The sequence below is a fragment of the Loktanella sp. SALINAS62 genome (assembly GCF_018263905.1).
GTDB lineage: Bacteria > Pseudomonadota > Alphaproteobacteria > Rhodobacterales > Rhodobacteraceae > Loktanella.
On sequence record NZ_JAAFZU010000034.1, the window covers coordinates 166,936 to 185,115 of the forward strand.

Here is an 18,180-nt window from a genome sequence, read left to right on the forward strand (position 1 = left end):
TGGTCGGGTCACACCTTCTTGGCTTCTTCCGCCTCGTAGGCTTCGATGATGGCTGCTACCAGCGGGTGCCGCACCACGTCCTTGGAGGTGAAGTAGTTGAAGCTGATCTTGGGGATGTTTTTCAGCAACCGTTCTGCATCCCACAACCCCGAACTGACACCGCGCGGCAGATCGATCTGGGTGCGGTCGCCGGTAATTGTCATGCGCGACCCTTCGCCCAGACGCGTCAGGAACATTTTCATCTGCATTGACGTGGCGTTCTGCGCTTCGTCCAGCACGACGGCAGCGCGGGCCAGTGTACGGCCCCGCATGAACGCAAGTGGTGCAATCTCGATCCGCTTTTCCTCGATCAGCTTGGCGACCTGCTTGGCGGGGAAAAAGTCGTTCAGCGCATCATAAAGCGGCTGCATGTAGGGATCGACCTTGTCCTTCATGTCGCCGGGCAGATAGCCCAGCTTTTCGCCCGCCTCGACAGCGGGACGTGCAAGGATGATCTTGTCGACATTGCCGCTGATGAAATGGTTCACCGCGACCGCGACCGCCAGATAGGTCTTGCCCGTTCCGGCGGGACCGATGCCGAACGACAGTTCATTGTCGAACAAGGACCGGACATAGGCTTTTTGCGCGTCTGTGCGCGGTTCGACCAGTTTCTTGCGGGTCTTAATTTCGACGCGGTCGGCGGTCGTGCCTTTGAACATTTCCTTTTGGTCGCCAGCCAGTGGCGGTCCATTATCGACCCCCATCCGCAGCGCCCCGGTCACATCGCCGGGTTCCAGCGTGCGGCCCGATTCCAACCGCTGATACAGCGATTGCAGGATATCGCGGGCGGATTGACGGGCATCGGGTTCGCCCAGCACCTCTAACCGGTTGCCACGGCGCAGGATCTGCACGCCAAGCGCGCTTTCGATGGCTGCAAGATTGCTGTCATACTGACCGCACAGGTCGATCAGCAGAAAGTTGTCTGGAAATTCAAGGGCGCCGGCAGGGGCGTCAATGTCCGCGACGGTGGGGGTGCTTTGGGCCAATCAAGTCTCCGGGTTAACGCCTGTGTGGGTGAAGGTGGCAACGCTTGTCACCAAGTGCAACCCGTTGATGCCAGCTTGGGTTGCCCCGGCCCAAGAAAAAAGCCGCGGATCCGATCCGCGGCTTTTGATCTTTACCGAAAGTTGCTGGCCCGGACCGGGTCCGGGATCGAGGATCCGGCCTTGAATGGGCCGACCGCGGTGTTTGGCGGGGCAACCCCGGAACAGACCGGACGACCGTCCGGCGTCATGCGTTCGGACAGGTAGCCTTCGACGCCGTCGTCGATGATCCAATGGTCACAGCCGTTGGGGTCGACCCAGACGCCCGCAATCAGCGTCGACAGATGGTGAGAGTTGATGCCGCGATCGACGCTTTTGTCGCCCGGCGTCGCGGCCAAATCCAGATCGGCACAGGCGGTCAGCGCCGTGCCCGCCAGGATCAGGCCAAACAGTTTAAAGCAGTTCATGTCCATTCCCCTTAACGGATGCAGTAGATTTCGACGCGGCGGTTCTGCTGCATCCCGGCGGCGGTGTTGTTGGTCGCGCGCGGCTGGCGTTCGCCAAAGCCTTTGACATCGACGACACGTGCCCCGATCTCTTGTGCGACACCTGCAACGGCGCTGGCGCGGTTGTTGGACAGGCGGATGTTGTATTCATCGGACGCGCGGCTGTCGGTATGACCGTAGATCATGAACCCGAACGCGTTGGCGGACCGGAAAAAGCTTTGCAGCTGGGCACGGGCGTGGTTCGTGATGTGGTAACGATCCGTGGCGAACAGCGTATCGGTCGGGATCACCCCGCAAATTTCAGACCGATGGCAGACCGGACGGCCGTCACGGGTGCGGTGTGGCGACATGTAACCTTCGGCGCCGTCATCCATCGCCCAATGTTCGCAACCATCGGGGTCGATCCAGATCGTCGGGCGATAAATTTCGCCGTTCTGCTGCGCCGACGCGCTGCTGGCGATCAAGCCGGCAGCCAAGGCCGCGGCAAGCCCTGCGTTCAAAATATATTTTAGTTTCAATGCCACGTCGCAATCCCCTCGATAAATCGGCAGCTACAAGCAGAAGTAGGTCTTGCACTGTATTAACACACAATCGCCATGTTTCTAGCAAGTATGGTTCATCAGGGGATGCTTTTTTCCATATATTGTGTCCAATGGGGCAACAATAGCCGCCCAATCGTCACTTTTTGCAGCGAATGTGGAATACGCAGTGCCGTGCCATCAGTCGATCAGAACGCCGCCCAGCGAATTCGGGCCAGCGGTTTCGATCCGGACACGCCGCACCTGCCCCAATGCGGTTTCGGGCGCGTCGGCATAAACGGCGTGCAGATAATCTGACTTGCCGATCAGCTGGCCGTCGATGCGGCCCTTCTTTTCGAACAGGACGCCGACCTCGCGGCCGACCATGCTGGCCTGGATCGCGCGTTGCTGTTCGGTCAGCAGCGCCTGAAGCCGTTGCAGGCGGTCGTTCATCACGTCTTCTGGCAGTTGCGGTTTTTCGGCTGCGGGGGTGCCGGGGCGTGTGGAATACTTGAACGAATAGGCCTGCCCGTAGTTCACCGTACGGATCAGATCCATTGTCGCCTGAAAATCGTCTTCGGTTTCACCGGGGAACCCGACGATGAAATCACCCGACAGCAAGATATCGGGGCGGGCCGCACGGATGCGTTCGATCAGGCGGATATAACCCGCCGCCGTATGTTTGCGGTTCATCGCCTTAAGAATGCGGTCGGACCCCGATTGCACGGGCAAATGCAGATAGGGCATCAGTTTGGCGCAATCGCCATGCGCCGCGATCAGCGCATCATCCATGTCGTTGGGATGCGATGTGGTAAACCGGATGCGTTCCAGCCCGTCGATCAGGGCCAGTTCCCGGATCAATCCGGCCAATCCGCCGTCGTGGCCGTGATAGGCGTTCACGTTCTGCCCCAGCAACGTCAGTTCCGCCACACCTGCGTCCACCAGTTCGCGGGCTTCGGCAATAACACGGGTGGCGGGGCGGCTGACCTCTGCCCCGCGGGTATAGGGGACCACGCAGAAGGCACAGAATTTGTCGCAGCCTTCCTGCACGGTCAGAAATGCCGAAGGCGCGCGCTTTGCCTTGCCGCGCGATTTCAACGTGTCGAATTTGTCGTCTTCGGGGAAATCGGTGTCCAGCGCCCGCTTGCCGCTGCGTACGGCGGCGTCCATTGCGGGCAGACGGTGATAACTTTGTGGACCGACGACCAGATCGACAACGGGCGCACGGCGCATGATTTCTTCGCCTTCGGCCTGTGCCACACAGCCTGCCACGCCGATTTTCAGATCGGGGTTCGCATCCTTGAGCGGGCGCAGGCGGCCCAGTTCGGAATACACCTTTTCCGCCGCTTTTTCGCGGATATGGCAGGTGTTCAGCAGGATCATGTCCGCGTCTTCGGGCCGGTCGGTCGTCACATAGCCCTGCCCGCCTAACGCTTCTGACATGCGTTCGCTGTCATAGACGTTCATTTGGCAGCCATAGGTCTTGACGAAAAGCTTGCGGGGCGCGGACATCGGGATCACTCGCTGGCAGGGGGCAGAGGGCGTGCGTTCCCTAACCCCTGTCGCCTCGTCTTGCAATGGACTGCGATTTCGCAGACGGTGCCGCAGACCCCAAGGCTGACCCGGCACCGATGATTTATCCCTCTTTGACAGCGTTTCTGAAGGCCGAGAAAGGCGCGATTGGCAAGGGCCCCATCGCGTTGATCCTGCTGGAAGACGATGTCGAGGTCGACAGCACCCTGCGGCATCATCTGGAAAGCGGATTCCGGCGGGTGATCGCGTTCGGTCTTGCCAATATCGACGTGGCCCCTGATGTAGCGCCCCTGATTACCCGCGTGTACACGGATGTGCTGGATGACGGCGCGCTGGAAAACATCGTGAACGGTGTCATCGAAATCGCAGAAGGCCAATGGCTGTTCTACTGCTACAATTCCGAATATCTGTTTTTTCCATTTTGCGAAACACGGACCGTGGGCGAGATGATCGGGTTCTCGATGGAAGAACGCCGGCATACGATCCTGAATTTCATTATCGACATCTATGCGGGCGATCTGCACGCCCATCCCACTGCGGTCAGCATGGATGACGCGTATCTTGATCGGTCCGGTTATTATGCACTGGCGCGTCAGGACGCGTGGAACAACGATATCGACCGGCAGTTCAATTTTTTCGGCGGATTGCGCTGGCGGTTCGAGGAACACGTGCCCGTGCCGCGCCGCAGGATCGACCGCACATCGTTGTTTCTGGCCAAGAACGGCTTGCGGATCAGGGCGGATCACACGGCGAATGACCCCGAATACAACACCTATGCCTGCCCGTGGCACAACAGCCTGACAGCAAGCGTCGTGTCGTTCCGCACGGCCAAGGCGTTGGCCCGCAACCCCGGATCTGCCCCGCATATCAAGACGTTCCGCTGGCACAACTCTGCCCCGTTCGAATGGCATTCGCAGCAATTGCTGGCGTTGGGGCTGATGGAACCGGGGCAATGGTTCTGACCGCACGCTAGACACGACACGGGTCGTTTCCGCCAAACCGGCCCCAACAAATGTTGCCGGAACATCGGCACCCCAACGTCCGTTTCCAAATCGCAGACGCGCGAGAGTTGGAGGCCGACAATGACAAACAGACATCGAAGTGGACGCAACAGCGGTCTGGGCGCATTGGTCGTCACCGCCGCCGGACTGGCGGGTGCCGCGCTGTTTTATCAGGCGCAAACCCGCAATCGCGTCGCATCCCGCCCGCCCGACAGCGCGCCGGGCCGCACCGCGCGGCAATTGCGGTTCGGACGCAAGGCCGTGGTCGGACGCACCGTGACCATCGACCGCCCCCGCAGCGACATCTATGCCTATTGGCGCAATTTTGAAAATCTGCCGACGTTCATGGAAAACGTCCGCGAGATCAGCGTCGACGGCGACCTGACCCACTGGACAATCACAGGGCCGCTGGGCCGCGATATTCATGTCGAAACGCGGATCGTGACCGACGATGCACCTACACAGATCGCATGGCAGTCCACCGAAAATTCCGACATCGAAACGCAGGGCAAAGTCCATTTTCACGACGCCCCCGGCGGACGCGGCACACAGGTCGAAGCGATCATCGCCTATAAACCACCGATGGGTGAACTGGGCCGCTGGGTCGCCAAGGTGTTTCAGGCGGAACCACACCTGCAGGGCCGCCGAGAGCTGAAACGCCTGAAAATGCTGCTGGAGGCGGGCGAAATCGCCACCTCTGCCAACCGCAAATCCTGATCCATAGGAGAACATCATGCGTGCACTGACTTGGCATGGCCGGCACGACGTCCGCGTCGATACGGTCCCCGATCCTGAAATCATCAATCCCCGCGATGCGATCCTAGAGGTCACATCGACCGCGATCTGCGGGTCGGACCTGCATCTGTATGACGGCGTGATTCCCGGCATGATGTCAGGCGACATTCTGGGGCACGAATTCATGGGCCGCGTCGTCGATGTCGGACCCAAAAGCACGCTGAAGGTCGGGCAACGCGTCGTCGTGCCGTTTACCATTTCCTGCGGCGCCTGCTTTTTCTGCCAGAAACAGCTTTATTCGGCCTGCGACAATTCCAATCCGGTCGAAAAGCAGGATGTCACCGAAAACCTGTATGGTCATGCGGTATCGGCGCTGTTCGGGTATTCGCATCTGACCGGGGGCTATCCCGGCGGTCAGGCCGAATATGTCCGCGTGCCGTTTTCCGATATCGGCCCCATCGTCATCCCCGACGGGTTTGACGACGACGAGGTGCTGTTCCTGTCCGACATCCTGCCGACCGGCTGGATGGCTGCCGAAAACGCGGGCATCGAGGACGGCGATACCGTCGCGGTCTGGGGCTGCGGACCTGTCGGGCTGTTCGCCATTCAGGCGGCAAAGCTGATGGGCGCCGCACGGGTCATCGCCATCGACGAATTCCCCGCACGGCTGGATCTGGCGCGCCAGATGGGCGCTGATGTCATCGACTTTAAACAGACGCATGTGCTGGACGCGCTGATGGACATGTCAGGCGGCATGGGGCCGGATGCGGTGATCGACGCTGTCGGCATGGAATCGCACGGCTTTGCGCCCGATACGGTCATGGACAACGTCAAGCAGCGCGTCGGCATGGGTGCCGACAGCGCCCACGCCCTGCGCGAGGCGATCATGGCTGTCCGCAAGGGGGGACGCATTTCGATCCCCGGTGTCTATGGCGGCTTTCTGGACAAGTTTCCGCTGGGCGCACTGATGGAAAAAGGTGTGCAGGTGAAATCCGGCCAGACCCACGTGCAGCGCTATCTGGACGAGCTGTTGCGCCGTATCGGGGACGGGGAAATCGACACCACGTTCCTGATCTCTCATCGGTTGCCGCTGGAAGATGCGGCGCGCGGATACGAGAATTTCCGCTACAACCAGAACGAATGGACCAAGGTGATCCTGAAGCCTGGCACGATGTCAAACTGATGGCAGACGCACGCAAATTCGCCGTCGTCACCGGTGCGTCCTCTGGCATCGGGTTAGAATTGGCCCGCTGCGCCATCGCGGATGGCTGCGACATTCTGATCGCCGCGCACGAGCCCGAAATTCTGGCCGCCGCGCAGATGCTGCGCGGTACCGGCGCCACGGTCGACGCGGTGGAAACGGACCTTGGCACCAAGCTTGGGCTGGATGATCTGTGGTCCACGATTGCGGACCGTCCGATTGATTATCTGATGGCAAACGCGGGCCAGGGATTAGGCGACGCGTTCCTTAATCAAGATCCGCGCGATATCGAACAGGTCATCCACGTCAACGTCACCGGCACCACGTCGCTGTTGCACCGCGCGATCCCGCAGATGCGGGCACGCGGCAGCGGGCGCATTTTGATCACCGGGTCCATTGCGGGCGTGATCCCCGGCGCGTTTCAGGCAGTTTATAATGGCACAAAAGCCTATCTTGATATCCTGTCATGGGGCCTGCGCGAGGAATTGCGCGACAGCGGCGTCACCCTGACCTGCCTGATGCCGGGGCCGACGGATACAGAATTTTTCGCCCGCGCCGACATGCTGGATACCCCCGTCGGGCAGGCTGACGACAAGGACGATCCGCAAAAGGTCGCCCAAGCGGGATATGCCGCAATGATGCGCGGCCACGCCGGGGTCACGACCGGATTCATGAACAAGGTGCAGGCAAGCCTGGCCGGGATCATTCCCGACAGTGTGCTGGCCAAGATGCACCGGAATTTGGCCGAACCAAAGGAACACACTCATGACCCGTAAGCTTGCGGTCATCACTGGCGCATCCACGGGTCTGGGCTATCAACTGGCCCGGTTGGCCGCGCAAGACGGCCACGATCTGATCATCGTGGCTGACGAGGACGCAATTCACACGGCGGCGGACAAATTGCGCAGGCTGGGGGCCGCCGTCGACGCGCAGGTCATAGACCTGTCCGGGCGTCAGGGCGTCACCGCGTTCTGGGATATGATCGGTGAACGCGAGGTGGATCTGTTCGTGCTGAACGCCGGGCGCGCGTTGGGACATGCGTTTGATGAACAGGACTGGCCGGATGTGAAACGACTGGTCGATCTGAACATCCTACAAACCACATCGGTGCTGCACACTGCAGGCACGCGAATGCACAAGCGCGGCACAGGTCGCATCCTGTTGACGGGGTCAATCGGCGGCTATGTCCCCGGACCGTTCGATGCCATCTACAATGCGACAAAGGCCTATCTGGATAGCCTGTGCTATGCGCTACAAGAGGAATGGAAAGACTCAGAGGTGACGCTGACCTGCCTGATGCCGGGTCCGACAGAAACACCGCTGTTTCAACGTGACGACAACGATCTGCAAGAGGCACCAATTACCGGAAAAGCCAAATACGACCCGGTGATGGTGGCGGAACAGGGCTATGCCGCTGCCATGTCCGGCGCGCGACGCGCTGTGCCGGGATTTGCCAGCAAAGTCATCACGATGTTCGCCAGTATCGTTCCGGACGAGATGTTGTCCCGCATCCATCGACGCGGCGCTGACCCCGTAGAAGATTGATCCGTCAGGCCCCCTGAAAGCTTGGCCGCGACACTGACCGGACATCAAACGCAATGCCCGCCCGACAAACGATCCGGCCACCCGGATCGGACAAAACGAATGTGCTTTCAGATCACGATTGTTTATCGGGAAATCGCCCTGACACGCGGAACTGCGACAGATTGTCACCGTTCACTCCATGAACGGCGCGGCTTGGCTGCGCCCCCGAGATTGGAATGATGACATGATAAAGCGACACCGCAAATCAACCCTTGTGACCCCTATGACCGGCGGCGGACTGGCCGCGATTCTGGCCCTGGGTGCTGGAATGGCCATGGCACAGGTCACACCGACGGACATTGCAACCGGCGACAGCAGCCTGTTTTCATCGCGCGTCCTGACGACCGGGCTGGATAACCCATGGGCCATGCGCTGGGGGCCGGACGACCGCATCTGGTTGACCGAACGCACCAGCGGAGAGGTCACGCGTGTTGATCCGACAACGGGTGCGCAACAGGTTCTGCTGGCACTGGACGACGTTTACACCGGACCCCAACACGAAGGTCTGCTGGGCCTCGCCCTACATCCCGAACTGTTGCAGGGCACCGGCAACGATTACGTCTATGTCGGCTACACGATCAACAACGGCACCGCCGAGCTTCCCGATCCATCGGCGCAGATCGTGCGGTACACGTATAACGCGCAGTTGCAGCAGTTGGTGGAAAAGACCGTGTTGATCGACGGTCTGCCCGCGTGGAACGACCACAACGCCGGGCGCGTGGTGTTTGGCCCCGACGGCAAAATCTATTATTCCATCGGTGAACAGGGCGCGAATTTCGGTCGCAACCTGCGCCGCCCGAACCTTGCGCAGGAATTGCCAACCGAGAGCGAGGTCAGCAACGAAAACTGGCGCAGCTATTCGGGCAAGATCCTGCGTCTGAACCCTGACGGGTCCATCCCCGACGACAACCCCATGATCGATGGCGTCCAAAGCCACATCTACAGCTATGGCCACCGCAACCCGCAGGGGCTGGCGTTTGGCGACGATGGCACGTTGTACGAATCCGAACACGGCCCCGCGACGGACGACGAGCTGAACATCATTCAGGCAGGCGGCAATTACGGCTGGCCGCGTGTTGCAGGGCGCATCGACAATCAGAACTACCGCTATGTGAACTGGAGCGCGGCACCCGAAGACGTGTCGGAAAACGCCGATCCATTGCCCGACAGCGTGCCCGTTTTTCCCGAAACAAGTTTCGAAGCCGATATGATCCCGCCGCTGGCGACCTACTGGACGGTCAATGACGATTATCCAATTGGCGAAATCTGCGGCTATATCTGCGATCCAACAATCGCGCCGTCGTCAATCCTGCCCTATCAGGCCGGCAACGACGGGATTGCGGAATGGGACAATTCGGTCCTGTTGCCGACACTGAAACACGGCACGCTGTATGTCCAACCGCTGACCGATGACGGCATGGACGCGGACGGTGATCCTGTGGCGTGGCTGTCGACGCAGAACCGCTATCGTGATGTGCTGATCGGGCCTGACAAAACCACGGTATATCTTGCCACGGATGCCTTTGGGTCTGCCGCGCAAAAGTTCGGCGACGGGCTGAACACCTCGATCCTGCACAATCCCGGCGCGATCCTGAAATTCACCTATGGCAAAGGTGGCGACAGCGGCGTCGGCACGGTTCAATCATCGACCACCGTGGACGAAGCGCGCGCCGCCATCGGCAGCGGCGACAGCCCGCAAGAATGGGAAGACCCTGCGACAGGCAACACCGAAGCCGCGTCGGTGACGGGTGAATCCAACATCGCGGATGTCGCGGCATTGGGCGGCCCGAAATTTGCCGAAACCTGCGCCACCTGCCACGGCCCGAACGGGCGTGGTGACGCCGGTGCTGTCCTGGCAGAAAACCCGAACCTGGCGGATGCGGATTTCGTCGCTACCACCCTTGTCCACGGCTATGGCTACATGCCTGCGTTTGGGGATCAGCTTAGCGATAACGACATTGCCGAAATCGGCACCTATATCCGTAATAGCTGGGGCAACGATTTCGGTGTGCTCAGCACGGCTGACGTCGAAGAAGCACGCTAGGGTCGCGCGCTTTTTGCGTGACTGTCCGGGTCTTGAACGGCGACCCGGACAGCAATCTGTCAGCAACGGCTTGGTTCTGTTGCAAAATCGGACAAGATCAGGATCAACAGGGGGTCAGGCGGCTGCGGCTGTCTTGACCTCTTGCAACGGGAGCGACAGGGAAAAAGTCGTGCCTTTCCCGGTTTCGCTGACCAATGCGATCCGGCCATCCATGCGGTCCACAAGACGCTTTACAATCGTCAGCCCCAATCCGCTGCCACCAAAGTTCTGTGCGACGGTTTCATCTGCCTGTTCGAATTCAAGAAACACCTTTGATTGGAATTCAGCCGGGATGCCGATTCCCGTGTCGGTGACGTCGATCACGACCTGACCGTAGGAATCATCGCCAAGCTTGATCGTGACCGCGCCCTTGTCCGTGAACTTGATCGCATTTCCGATCAGGTTTTGCATGATGATCTTGCAATTGTTCCAATCAAATTCAAAACAGCGCGCATGCAGGCCATCATCAATTTCAAGCTTGATCGCCTTGTTTTCAGCCAAAGCGGTCAGATCTTCGATGACCTCGTGTGCGAGCTCCCCGATAGAGCCCACTTTATGCACGACGGGTGTTTCATAAAGGTCGATTTTCGACAGATCCAGAACCGTATTCACGAAATGCAATAACCTGTCCGCCGACCGGTTCAGGATGCTGGCCAGCGTTCCCGCCTGTCCGTCCAGTTTTTGCGCATGCAGCATTTTGGTGGATGCGACGATGCCGGTCAGCGGGGTGCGGATTTCGTGACCGACTTGCGCAATATATTCCTCGCGCGCGGAGACGATGTTCTGCAACTCTTGGCTCAGGTTTTGTTGTTCCTTTGCCAAAGCCCGCGCTTTTACGATATCATCAATGCACAGTGCCAGTTTTTCAAGCACGTCCTTGTCGCCATCTGACCAATCTCTGGGTGTCGTCGTCATGCAGCAGATCGCGCCGATGACTTTGCCCGAAAGGGTATGGATGGGGCTTCCGATATAGGATCGCAGACCTTCGGCCGTGACGATCGGCAGTTCACAGGTGCGCGGATCGGCCAATACGTCCGGGATGGCCAGCGTTGCATTGCTGGCCTGAACGAAACGGCAGATCGACTCTTCGATCGGCATGTCGCAGGCCCCGGCATTTTCGAAAATTGCCCCGCGATGGGCCGAAATGAACTGACGCCCCTTTTCTTTATCCAGAACTGAAACAAAGGCGATTGGCGCGTCAAAGATGCGCGACGCCAAATTGACGATATTGGCAAAGCTTTCATCCATAGTCTCTTGCAGCAGACCAAGCGCTTCGAACGTGTAAGATTTAGACATGATGTTCCCCCGATCACTTTTTCATGACCTCACCGTCACGCTGATCCGATACATTAAATTGTGTTAAAGATAGGGCATCAGCGCTTATCTTTTTGAAAAACAATCAAAAATCAAAACAGGGTTTAGGCAATGGCGCTGTGCAGGCGCGTGTTGTTATACCAGTCGACCCATTTCAGGGTTTCCCATTCGACTTGACCAACCGACTTTCAGGGGCCGAGGAACTTGATGACCTCGGTCTTGAACAGGCCGATGATGCTTTCGGCAAGGGCATTATCATAGGAATCTCCGACGCTGCCGACCGAGGTATCGATGCCGGCCTCTGCGAGCCGCTCAGTGTATCGGATCGACGGGTATTGGCTGCCTCGATCACTATGGTGGATCAGTTTGTCGGCCTCGGACGGTGCGCGCTGACAGATGGCCTGGTTCAGGGCATCGAGGATGAAACCGGTGGTCATCGAGGCGGAGACGCGCCAGCCGACGGGGCGAAGACGTCGATTATGAAAGCCACGTAGACCATCCCTTACCAGCTGGAGACATAGGTGAAGTCGCTGACCCAAAGCTGGTTCGGCATGTCCGCCACGAAGGCTCGGTTCACCTTATCGTCCGGGCAAGGTTGTGCCGTATCGGGATCAGTGGTGATCACTTTCTTGCCCCGCACAACGCCTTGTAATCCCATGACCTGCATCAACCTCTCCACAGGGCAGCGGGCGATATCATGGCCGCTGCGGCGTAAGCGGTGCCAGACCTTGCGCGCGCCATTTCGTCCCCGGCTTCCCTCGAAGGCCTGCTTGATCGCAGCCATGTCCAGCTGATCCTGCCTGGCCCAGTCCGATGCCAGGTCCGGATCACGCTCCACGGCCTTGAAGGCGTAATAAGTCGATGGTGCGATCCCCAGAACCCGGCAGATCGGCCCGACACCATGGATACAACGGTGATCATCAATAAACGTGATCATTTGCGGAATGGGCGGTCGAGCTCCGCCGCTGCGAAATATGCGCTGGCCTTCTTCAGGATCTCGTTGGCTTGGCGCAGGTTCACGGACCTCGCGCTCCAGATCCTTGATCCGGTCTTTCTCGGCGCTCGTGAGTCCAGCGCGCAGACCGGTGTCGCGTTCGGCCTGCTGGCACCAGACGCGCAAACTGTCCGGCGAACAGCCAAGCTTCGGCGCGATCGCCTTATAGGCGGCCGTATCGCTGGAATAATCGGCACGGTTCTCTCGAAACATCCGAACACCGCGTTCGCGAAGCTCGGCCGGATAGGCGGGGGTGAATCTCTGCTTTGTCATAGGGATCATCCTTTGAGTGTTTTACTCTCCGGTAAACCCGGGGCGGTTCAGGCCGCATGATCAGCGAAATGCACCGCCTGTTCACGATGACGACCGACGCACAGTAGGTGCGTGGCTCGGTGATTTGTGCCGGTCGCTGCGCGGCTCCGGCAAGAGGTTGACCGGGGTGACGTCGTCGGACCGCAAGATTGGGGTGACCATTGCAGATCGCGGTAGCCAATCAGTGTTGCTGATACCCAACGACGGCTTGTCGCGAGGTGGACCCAACATCGAAACCGACGACACAGATCCCGCTCCGTGATCGGCTCAGAATACCGACGCGCGCACAACCTGCGCAACCGTTACCTGAGGGCGGAGCGGGACAGAGAAGCAATTGCAGGTTGCAGATTGCATCATTCATTACTGATGTGATGATCAGCGACCCGGATAATTTCCTACCGTCTTTGGACACGGCTTCTGCGCCGTTGCGGGCCTGTCGTTCGCTGCGTCGTTATTTTTGAATCGTCAGCTTTGCGCCTTTTTGCGAAACGGCTTCATCAATCAGGTTGTTCGCGCGGAAAGCTCAGTGTCGCGACCCAGCCTCAGGGCTTATTGTTCAAACGACCGCCGTTCTGGAGTTTGCCCGGCTGGCGGCAGGACCTACCGCGTTGGCCCGGCCTAGCCGCCAGCCGTAGCTAACTGGCGCCTTTCGCCTGGGCGGCGTGCGACATGGTCACCAAGCCGACGCCACCCAGCAGATTCCCCACGACCGAGACGCCGAATATTTGCGCGATGTCGATCCAGGTGGTCTCGGCTTGGAACGAAACCCCGAATGACAGATGGAGCATGGTCAATACACCATGCTCGAACGGTCCCAGCGCAAGCAGGACGCAGGCGAGCAGGATGCGGGCAGTGGAATCGCGGCAGGCGATGAAGAGGTATGACAGCAGCGCCACCAGCGGGCCGCCGATGATCCCAAGGATATTTTGACGGCAACGTCATCGGTTGCGCATTTCAGAGACCTTCTCTGTGGAACCGGCGACGACCAGTTCAGGAGCTATCTTTCGTATCTGCTGTTCAGTAGGCTTCTTGATGGTATTGACGATCAAATCGGCGATCTCCTCGCCAATCTTGCGGGGAAAGGGGTTGACCGTTGTCAACGTCGGAACGCAGATGCTGGCGATCTCATAGGCGCCGAAGCCAGTTATCACCATATCCTGTGGCACGCGTAACCCGCGACGCTGGCATTCCGTCAAAGCGCCGAAAGCCGAAAGATCCGAAACGCAGACCACTGCCTGGGTGTCCGGATGCAATGCGAGAAGCCTTTCCATGGCCTGCGCCCCTTCGCGCATCGAAATTGGCGGAGGGCCGGCTTCGATCAGGCGGTCGCAGGACAGTCCATGAGCTTTCATCGCCGCCATGAACCCGCGCCGACGGTCTGCACCGCGCGTGTCAGCGACGACATCGCCGCCGATGAAGGCGATGCGCTCATGACCTTGGGCCGCAAGATGATTGACCATCACTTCCATCGTCGCAGCATTGGAAAATCCGACAACGTGGCCGATGGGGTTTGCGGGCAGATCCCATGCCTCAATCACGGGGATACCTGCGCCTTCCAGCAAGCGGCGAGCGCGCACCGTATGCTTGCCGCCTGTCACAACGATCGCCTCGGGGCGGCGGCGCAACAGTTGCTCGATCGCGCGTTCTTCCTGGGCCATGTCGTAATTCGTATAGGCCAGCAGAACTTGGAGCCCCTCGTTCGACAAAACCTCGGACAGGCCTGCCACTGTATCGGCAAAGTTCGCATTGTTGATCGACGGAATCGTAACGGCGACAAAATCAGTCCGCTGGGACCGGAGGTTGGCCGCTGTGCTATCGAAGACATACCCCAGGTCCTCGGCAACCTTTAGGATCGTGTCGCGTGTTTCCGGGCGGACAGAGGTGTCCTTTTGGAAAGCCCTGCTGACAGTCATGACGGACACGCCTGCGGCGCGAGCGACATCCTTCATCGTGATCGAACGCTGCATCCTGAGCCTGTCAGCGGCAAATAACTGAGCGTCGGAAACGACTCGTGCAATCATTGGACTGGCAGATCATCTCTCGTCGTTTCAACTTCATAAGTTTAATGGTCATATCGCTGATCACGAGCAGTTGTTTCATTTTAACAACGACCTGTCCAGTCACATTGGTAACGATACCAAGAGCCCGCTTTTGGTTTAAAAAATGAAAGGGCCGGGCGTTATGCCCAGCCCTTTCCCGACTGTATGATTGTTCAACGCTCAAGCGGTTCGATCCCGGAGAAACGGAACGCTTCTTTTTCCAACGCGGCCAGTTCATCCTCCGCCATCTGGTCGTGGGCAACTGTAATCCGACCAAGGAATACGAAGGGTAACTCGTCGGCCCGACCTTCGAGGTGATAGCGGATCGCCTCGGCCGTGGCTGCGCCGACATCATCGCCCATGCGCATCGGCGTCGCGTCCAGTTCACCGCGGCGGATGGCGTCAAGCTCAAGGCCAGTGCCACCCCAACCTGTCGAAAACACGGTGCTGGCTGCATCGACCGAGACTTGGGCTTCGACCGAGCCCATTGCCATGGCCGTGTTGGCGTTGTGGATCACGGTTGCCTCTGGATAAGCCTGAAGCATCAGTTGCGTGCCCTCATACCCTCCCTCGGTCGTGTATTCGCCGTAGTGTTCGTAGGCGAGGGTCCAGTTACCACGTTCTTGCACGCAGGCGGCCCATTCGCCGGACCGTTGATTGTCGGTGATACCAGGAATGCCGCGATTCATGGCATACGTTACGTCGTTGCCAAGGCGATCCAGTATGTAGTCGCACATCACCGCTGCGCCAAGCGACGAAGAAAAGTCAAACCAGTTTGCGGGCTGGTTTTCGAGATATTTCAGCGGCGTGTGGAAGGCCCAAACAAAGGTTGTCAGGTCCGGGTTGCCGGCGAGCTTGTCGATATTGTCGGCTTGGGTGGCCAGCTCAGAGGGGCCGAAGATGACGAAGTCGTAAAGATCGGCATCTTGGTCTACCTGCGAGGCATAGGTCGCCTGTAGCGAATGTTCGACCTGCCGACTGGCAAATTCCGTTGTCTCGTAAGGAATGCCCAGTTCATCCAGACGTAAGGTCATGGCAAGATAGTTGCGCGCCCAGAAGTCCGACGTATCCGCAGAAGGATAAATCAGCGCGATCTGGATCGGCCCATCCAACGTGCCGGTAAATTGTTCTGCCGGCTCTCCCGTGACCGCCTGCAGTGCCTCGAGAGTGCCAGGAACGTTTACCTGTTCGGGCAGCCAGAAGTCCCGGTCTCCGTCATCGGGTAGTGTGGTCAGAGGTAGATGACCCTCGGCGGTCGCCATACCAGTCGTCAGGGCAAGTGCAGAACTGAGGCCCCAGAGCCATGTGCGTGAAGTCGTTTTCATTGGTCTTCCTCCCTTGGTGAATTTTTGGTCGTTTTGTCCGTATTCAGCCGCTAGCGCCCGGTGGTGTCGCCAGACCGGCACCGATCGCGAACAGCACTGCCAGTATCCCCGCGAAAATGAGTGCCAGGATCAGAATTTTCTTGTTGTCGGGATTGGCCAGCGCCGCTCCGATAGAGCCACCGCCATCACGGTCCTTTTTCTGAAGCCAAGCATAGGCCGCGACGGACAGGATGATGACGACTCCTGATGCGACTGACTGCCAGAAAAACTCGATCCGTAGGGTGACGAGCGCGTTGATCATCATCGACAGCAACAAGACACCCGCCAGCGACCCAACGATCGAGGGGCGCCCGCCAAAGAGTGAAGTGCCACCTACGACGACCGCTGCGATCACGTGAAGATTGAAATAAGGCGCTGATGTTGCCTGAACCGCGTTGAGTTTGCCCAGCAACATCATCCCAGCCAGAGCTGCCATCGCGCCCATCAGGGTGTAAGCATAAACCTTATGGCGATCGACCGACACGCCCGTCATTTCAGAGGCTTCGGGGTTCGATCCAATAGCGATGGTGTAGCGACCGAAATACGTATTCCGAAGCAGGAAGTAGCCGCCGACCATCGTAATCAAACCTATCACGACCGGCGTGGGCAGAATGCCGAACATTTGGCCACGGCCGATTTCAGTGATCAGGTCGGGAAACCGGGCCAACACAAGACCCTTGGCCAGCACCAGCGCGAACCCGCGGTAAACCAAGTCCATCGCCAATGTGCCGATCAAGTCCGGCACCTTGAGCCGCGTGATGACCAATCCGTTGATCAGTCCCATTACGCCACCCAGCCCAAGCGCGATGAACACGCAGACCCAAGCGGGAAACCCGTATTGCTTCATCAGGAAGGCGACAATGATGGCCGACAGCGCGGCTACAGACCCAATGGACAGATCAATGCCGCGCTGGGTGATGACAAAGGTCATTGCCATCGCCATCGGCATGTAAAGCGCCGCATCCAGCAGGATCTGATTCATGTTGGACAGGCGGAAATAGCGTGCCGGTTCAAACACACCCATGAAAGCAGCAATCATGAAGATCATGACGAGCGGCCCAAGCACGCCCATGAAGGGTTCAATCCGGGCAATCAGCCCACGCTGGTGCGCGGAAGTCTGGGAAGTGGGGACAGTGGTCATGAGGTTGAATCCTTCAAGCTGCGGCCGCATTGGCGCCGGTAATCAGCCCAAGCACGTCTTCGACGGTAACATTGGCGGTTTTGACCACCCCGGCGCAGGTGCCGCGGCGCTGGACATGCACGCGGTCGGAAATTTCGAAAACGTCGTCGAGCGAATGAGAGATGACGATCACCGCCAGACCCTGGTCGCGCAATGCCTTGATCAGGCCCAATGTGCGCGCGGTCTCCTGCGGGCCGAGTGCCGCCGTCGGTTCATCCATCACCAGCACCCGTAGATCCTTGTGCCGAACTGCGCGAGCAATAGCGACCGCTTGGCGCTGACCGCCAGACAAGCTTTCGGTCGGCACATTCATATCACGTAGCTCCACCCCGAGGCGGCTGCGCAAAACCTCGGTCGCCTCCCGGTCCATGCGTCGGTTGTCGAGAATGCTTAATCCCAGAAACTTTCGCGTAAGCTCAGTCCCCAAAAACAAGTTTTGAGCTGGCGTCAGATGATCGGCGATGGCCAGATTTTGATAAACCGCGTCAATGCCATTGGCGATGGCGTCAGAATGATCCGCCATGGTAAAACGTTGTCCGTCCAGTTCGATATGGCCATTCGACGGTTGATAGACCCCGGTCAGGATCTTGATCAGCGTTGATTTTCCCGCGCCATTATCCCCCACGATAGCAAGAACCTCGCCTGCATAGGCATCGAGATCTACACCATCGAGCGCCACGACTCCGCCAAATCGCTTTCTGATCCCGCGCATCGAGATCACAGGTTTTCCTTCGGCCATCATGACATCCTCCCAGTCCGTCAAAATCTTGAAATTCAGCTTATGGTATCGTTAA

General features: G+C 58.8%; 16 protein-coding genes, 1 pseudogene and 1 other annotated feature. Of the genes and pseudogenes, 6 read left to right on the forward strand and 11 right to left on the reverse strand.

Annotation, left to right across the window (positions count from 1 at the left end; genetic code table 11):
• Positions 1-8: 8 nt before the first annotated feature.
• The 4 genes from GZH79_RS12895 to miaB form a co-directional block, all read right to left on the reverse strand.
• Entirely contained in the window at positions 9-1,025 is a 1,017-nt protein-coding gene (locus tag GZH79_RS12895) for a PhoH family protein (RefSeq protein WP_211644183.1), read from the reverse strand.
• Between the two features lie 131 nt (positions 1,026-1,156).
• Complete coding sequence (locus GZH79_RS12900) at positions 1,157-1,489, reverse strand: hypothetical protein (RefSeq protein ID WP_211644184.1); 333 nt, start codon at positions 1,487-1,489, stop codon at positions 1,157-1,159.
• Positions 1,490-1,500: 11 nt separating this feature from the next.
• Entirely contained in the window at positions 1,501-2,052 is a 552-nt protein-coding gene (locus tag GZH79_RS12905; protein ID WP_211644185.1) for an OmpA family protein, read from the reverse strand.
• 195 nt (positions 2,053-2,247) lie between these two features.
• Positions 2,248-3,558 (reverse strand): tRNA (N6-isopentenyl adenosine(37)-C2)-methylthiotransferase MiaB, encoded by a 1,311-nt coding sequence (gene miaB / locus GZH79_RS12910; RefSeq protein ID WP_211644186.1) that lies wholly within the window; start codon positions 3,556-3,558, stop codon positions 2,248-2,250.
• Positions 3,559-3,677: 119 nt separating this feature from the next.
• Here miaB and GZH79_RS12915 point away from each other — a divergent pair, with 119 nt between their 5' ends.
• From GZH79_RS12915 to GZH79_RS12940, 6 genes are all read left to right on the forward strand, one after another.
• Positions 3,678-4,541, forward strand: a complete 864-nt coding sequence (locus GZH79_RS12915; RefSeq protein ID WP_211644234.1) for a hypothetical protein — start codon at positions 3,678-3,680, stop codon at positions 4,539-4,541.
• A 120-nt stretch (positions 4,542-4,661) separates the two neighbouring features.
• The gene (locus GZH79_RS12920) at positions 4,662-5,297 is read left to right on the forward strand and encodes an SRPBCC family protein (protein WP_211644187.1); all 636 of its coding nucleotides are present in this window, start codon (positions 4,662-4,664) and stop codon (positions 5,295-5,297) included.
• A 16-nt stretch (positions 5,298-5,313) separates the two neighbouring features.
• Positions 5,314-6,498, forward strand: coding sequence for a zinc-dependent alcohol dehydrogenase (locus GZH79_RS12925; protein ID WP_211644188.1), 1,185 nt, complete (start codon positions 5,314-5,316; stop codon positions 6,496-6,498).
• Entirely contained in the window at positions 6,498-7,292 is a 795-nt protein-coding gene (locus GZH79_RS12930; RefSeq protein ID WP_211644189.1) for an SDR family NAD(P)-dependent oxidoreductase, read from the forward strand. The genes GZH79_RS12925 and GZH79_RS12930 overlap by 1 nt, the downstream gene beginning before the upstream one ends.
• A complete protein-coding gene (locus GZH79_RS12935) occupies positions 7,282-8,061 on the forward strand; it encodes an SDR family NAD(P)-dependent oxidoreductase (protein ID WP_211644190.1) in 780 nt (259 codons plus the stop codon). The genes GZH79_RS12930 and GZH79_RS12935 overlap by 11 nt, the downstream gene beginning before the upstream one ends.
• 223 nt (positions 8,062-8,284) lie before the next feature.
• Positions 8,285-10,144 (forward strand): glucose/sorbosone family PQQ-dependent dehydrogenase, encoded by a 1,860-nt coding sequence (locus GZH79_RS12940; protein ID WP_211644191.1) that lies wholly within the window; start codon positions 8,285-8,287, stop codon positions 10,142-10,144.
• Between the two features lie 114 nt (positions 10,145-10,258).
• Here GZH79_RS12940 and GZH79_RS12945 read toward each other — a convergent pair whose 3' ends face one another.
• From GZH79_RS12945 to GZH79_RS12980, 7 genes and pseudogenes are all read right to left on the reverse strand, one after another.
• A complete protein-coding gene (locus GZH79_RS12945; RefSeq protein WP_211644192.1) occupies positions 10,259-11,479 on the reverse strand; it encodes a GAF domain-containing sensor histidine kinase in 1,221 nt (406 codons plus the stop codon).
• Positions 11,480-11,601: 122 nt separating this feature from the next.
• Positions 11,602-12,764, reverse strand: a pseudogene (locus GZH79_RS12955) (IS3 family transposase).
• Positions 12,360-12,476 (reverse strand) — a sequence feature (AL1L pseudoknot). (Overlaps the previous pseudogene by 117 nt.)
• Before the next feature lie 674 nt (positions 12,765-13,438).
• Positions 13,439-13,726 (reverse strand): formate/nitrite transporter family protein, encoded by a 288-nt coding sequence (locus tag GZH79_RS12960; RefSeq protein ID WP_349291202.1) that lies wholly within the window; start codon positions 13,724-13,726, stop codon positions 13,439-13,441.
• 15 nt (positions 13,727-13,741) lie between these two features.
• Positions 13,742-14,770: a LacI family DNA-binding transcriptional regulator gene (locus GZH79_RS12965; RefSeq protein ID WP_249219156.1), complete on the reverse strand. Its 1,029-nt coding sequence runs from the start codon at positions 14,768-14,770 to the stop codon at positions 13,742-13,744.
• 245 nt (positions 14,771-15,015) lie between these two features.
• On the reverse strand, positions 15,016-16,167 hold the full coding sequence (locus GZH79_RS12970) for a substrate-binding domain-containing protein (RefSeq protein ID WP_249219157.1): 1,152 nt from the start codon (positions 16,165-16,167) through the stop codon (positions 15,016-15,018).
• A 43-nt stretch (positions 16,168-16,210) separates the two neighbouring features.
• Positions 16,211-17,347, reverse strand: coding sequence for an ABC transporter permease (locus GZH79_RS12975; RefSeq protein WP_211644196.1), 1,137 nt, complete (start codon positions 17,345-17,347; stop codon positions 16,211-16,213).
• 13 nt (positions 17,348-17,360) lie between these two features.
• Entirely contained in the window at positions 17,361-18,125 is a 765-nt protein-coding gene (locus tag GZH79_RS12980; protein ID WP_249219158.1) for an ATP-binding cassette domain-containing protein, read from the reverse strand.
• Positions 18,126-18,180: the final 55 nt, after the last annotated feature.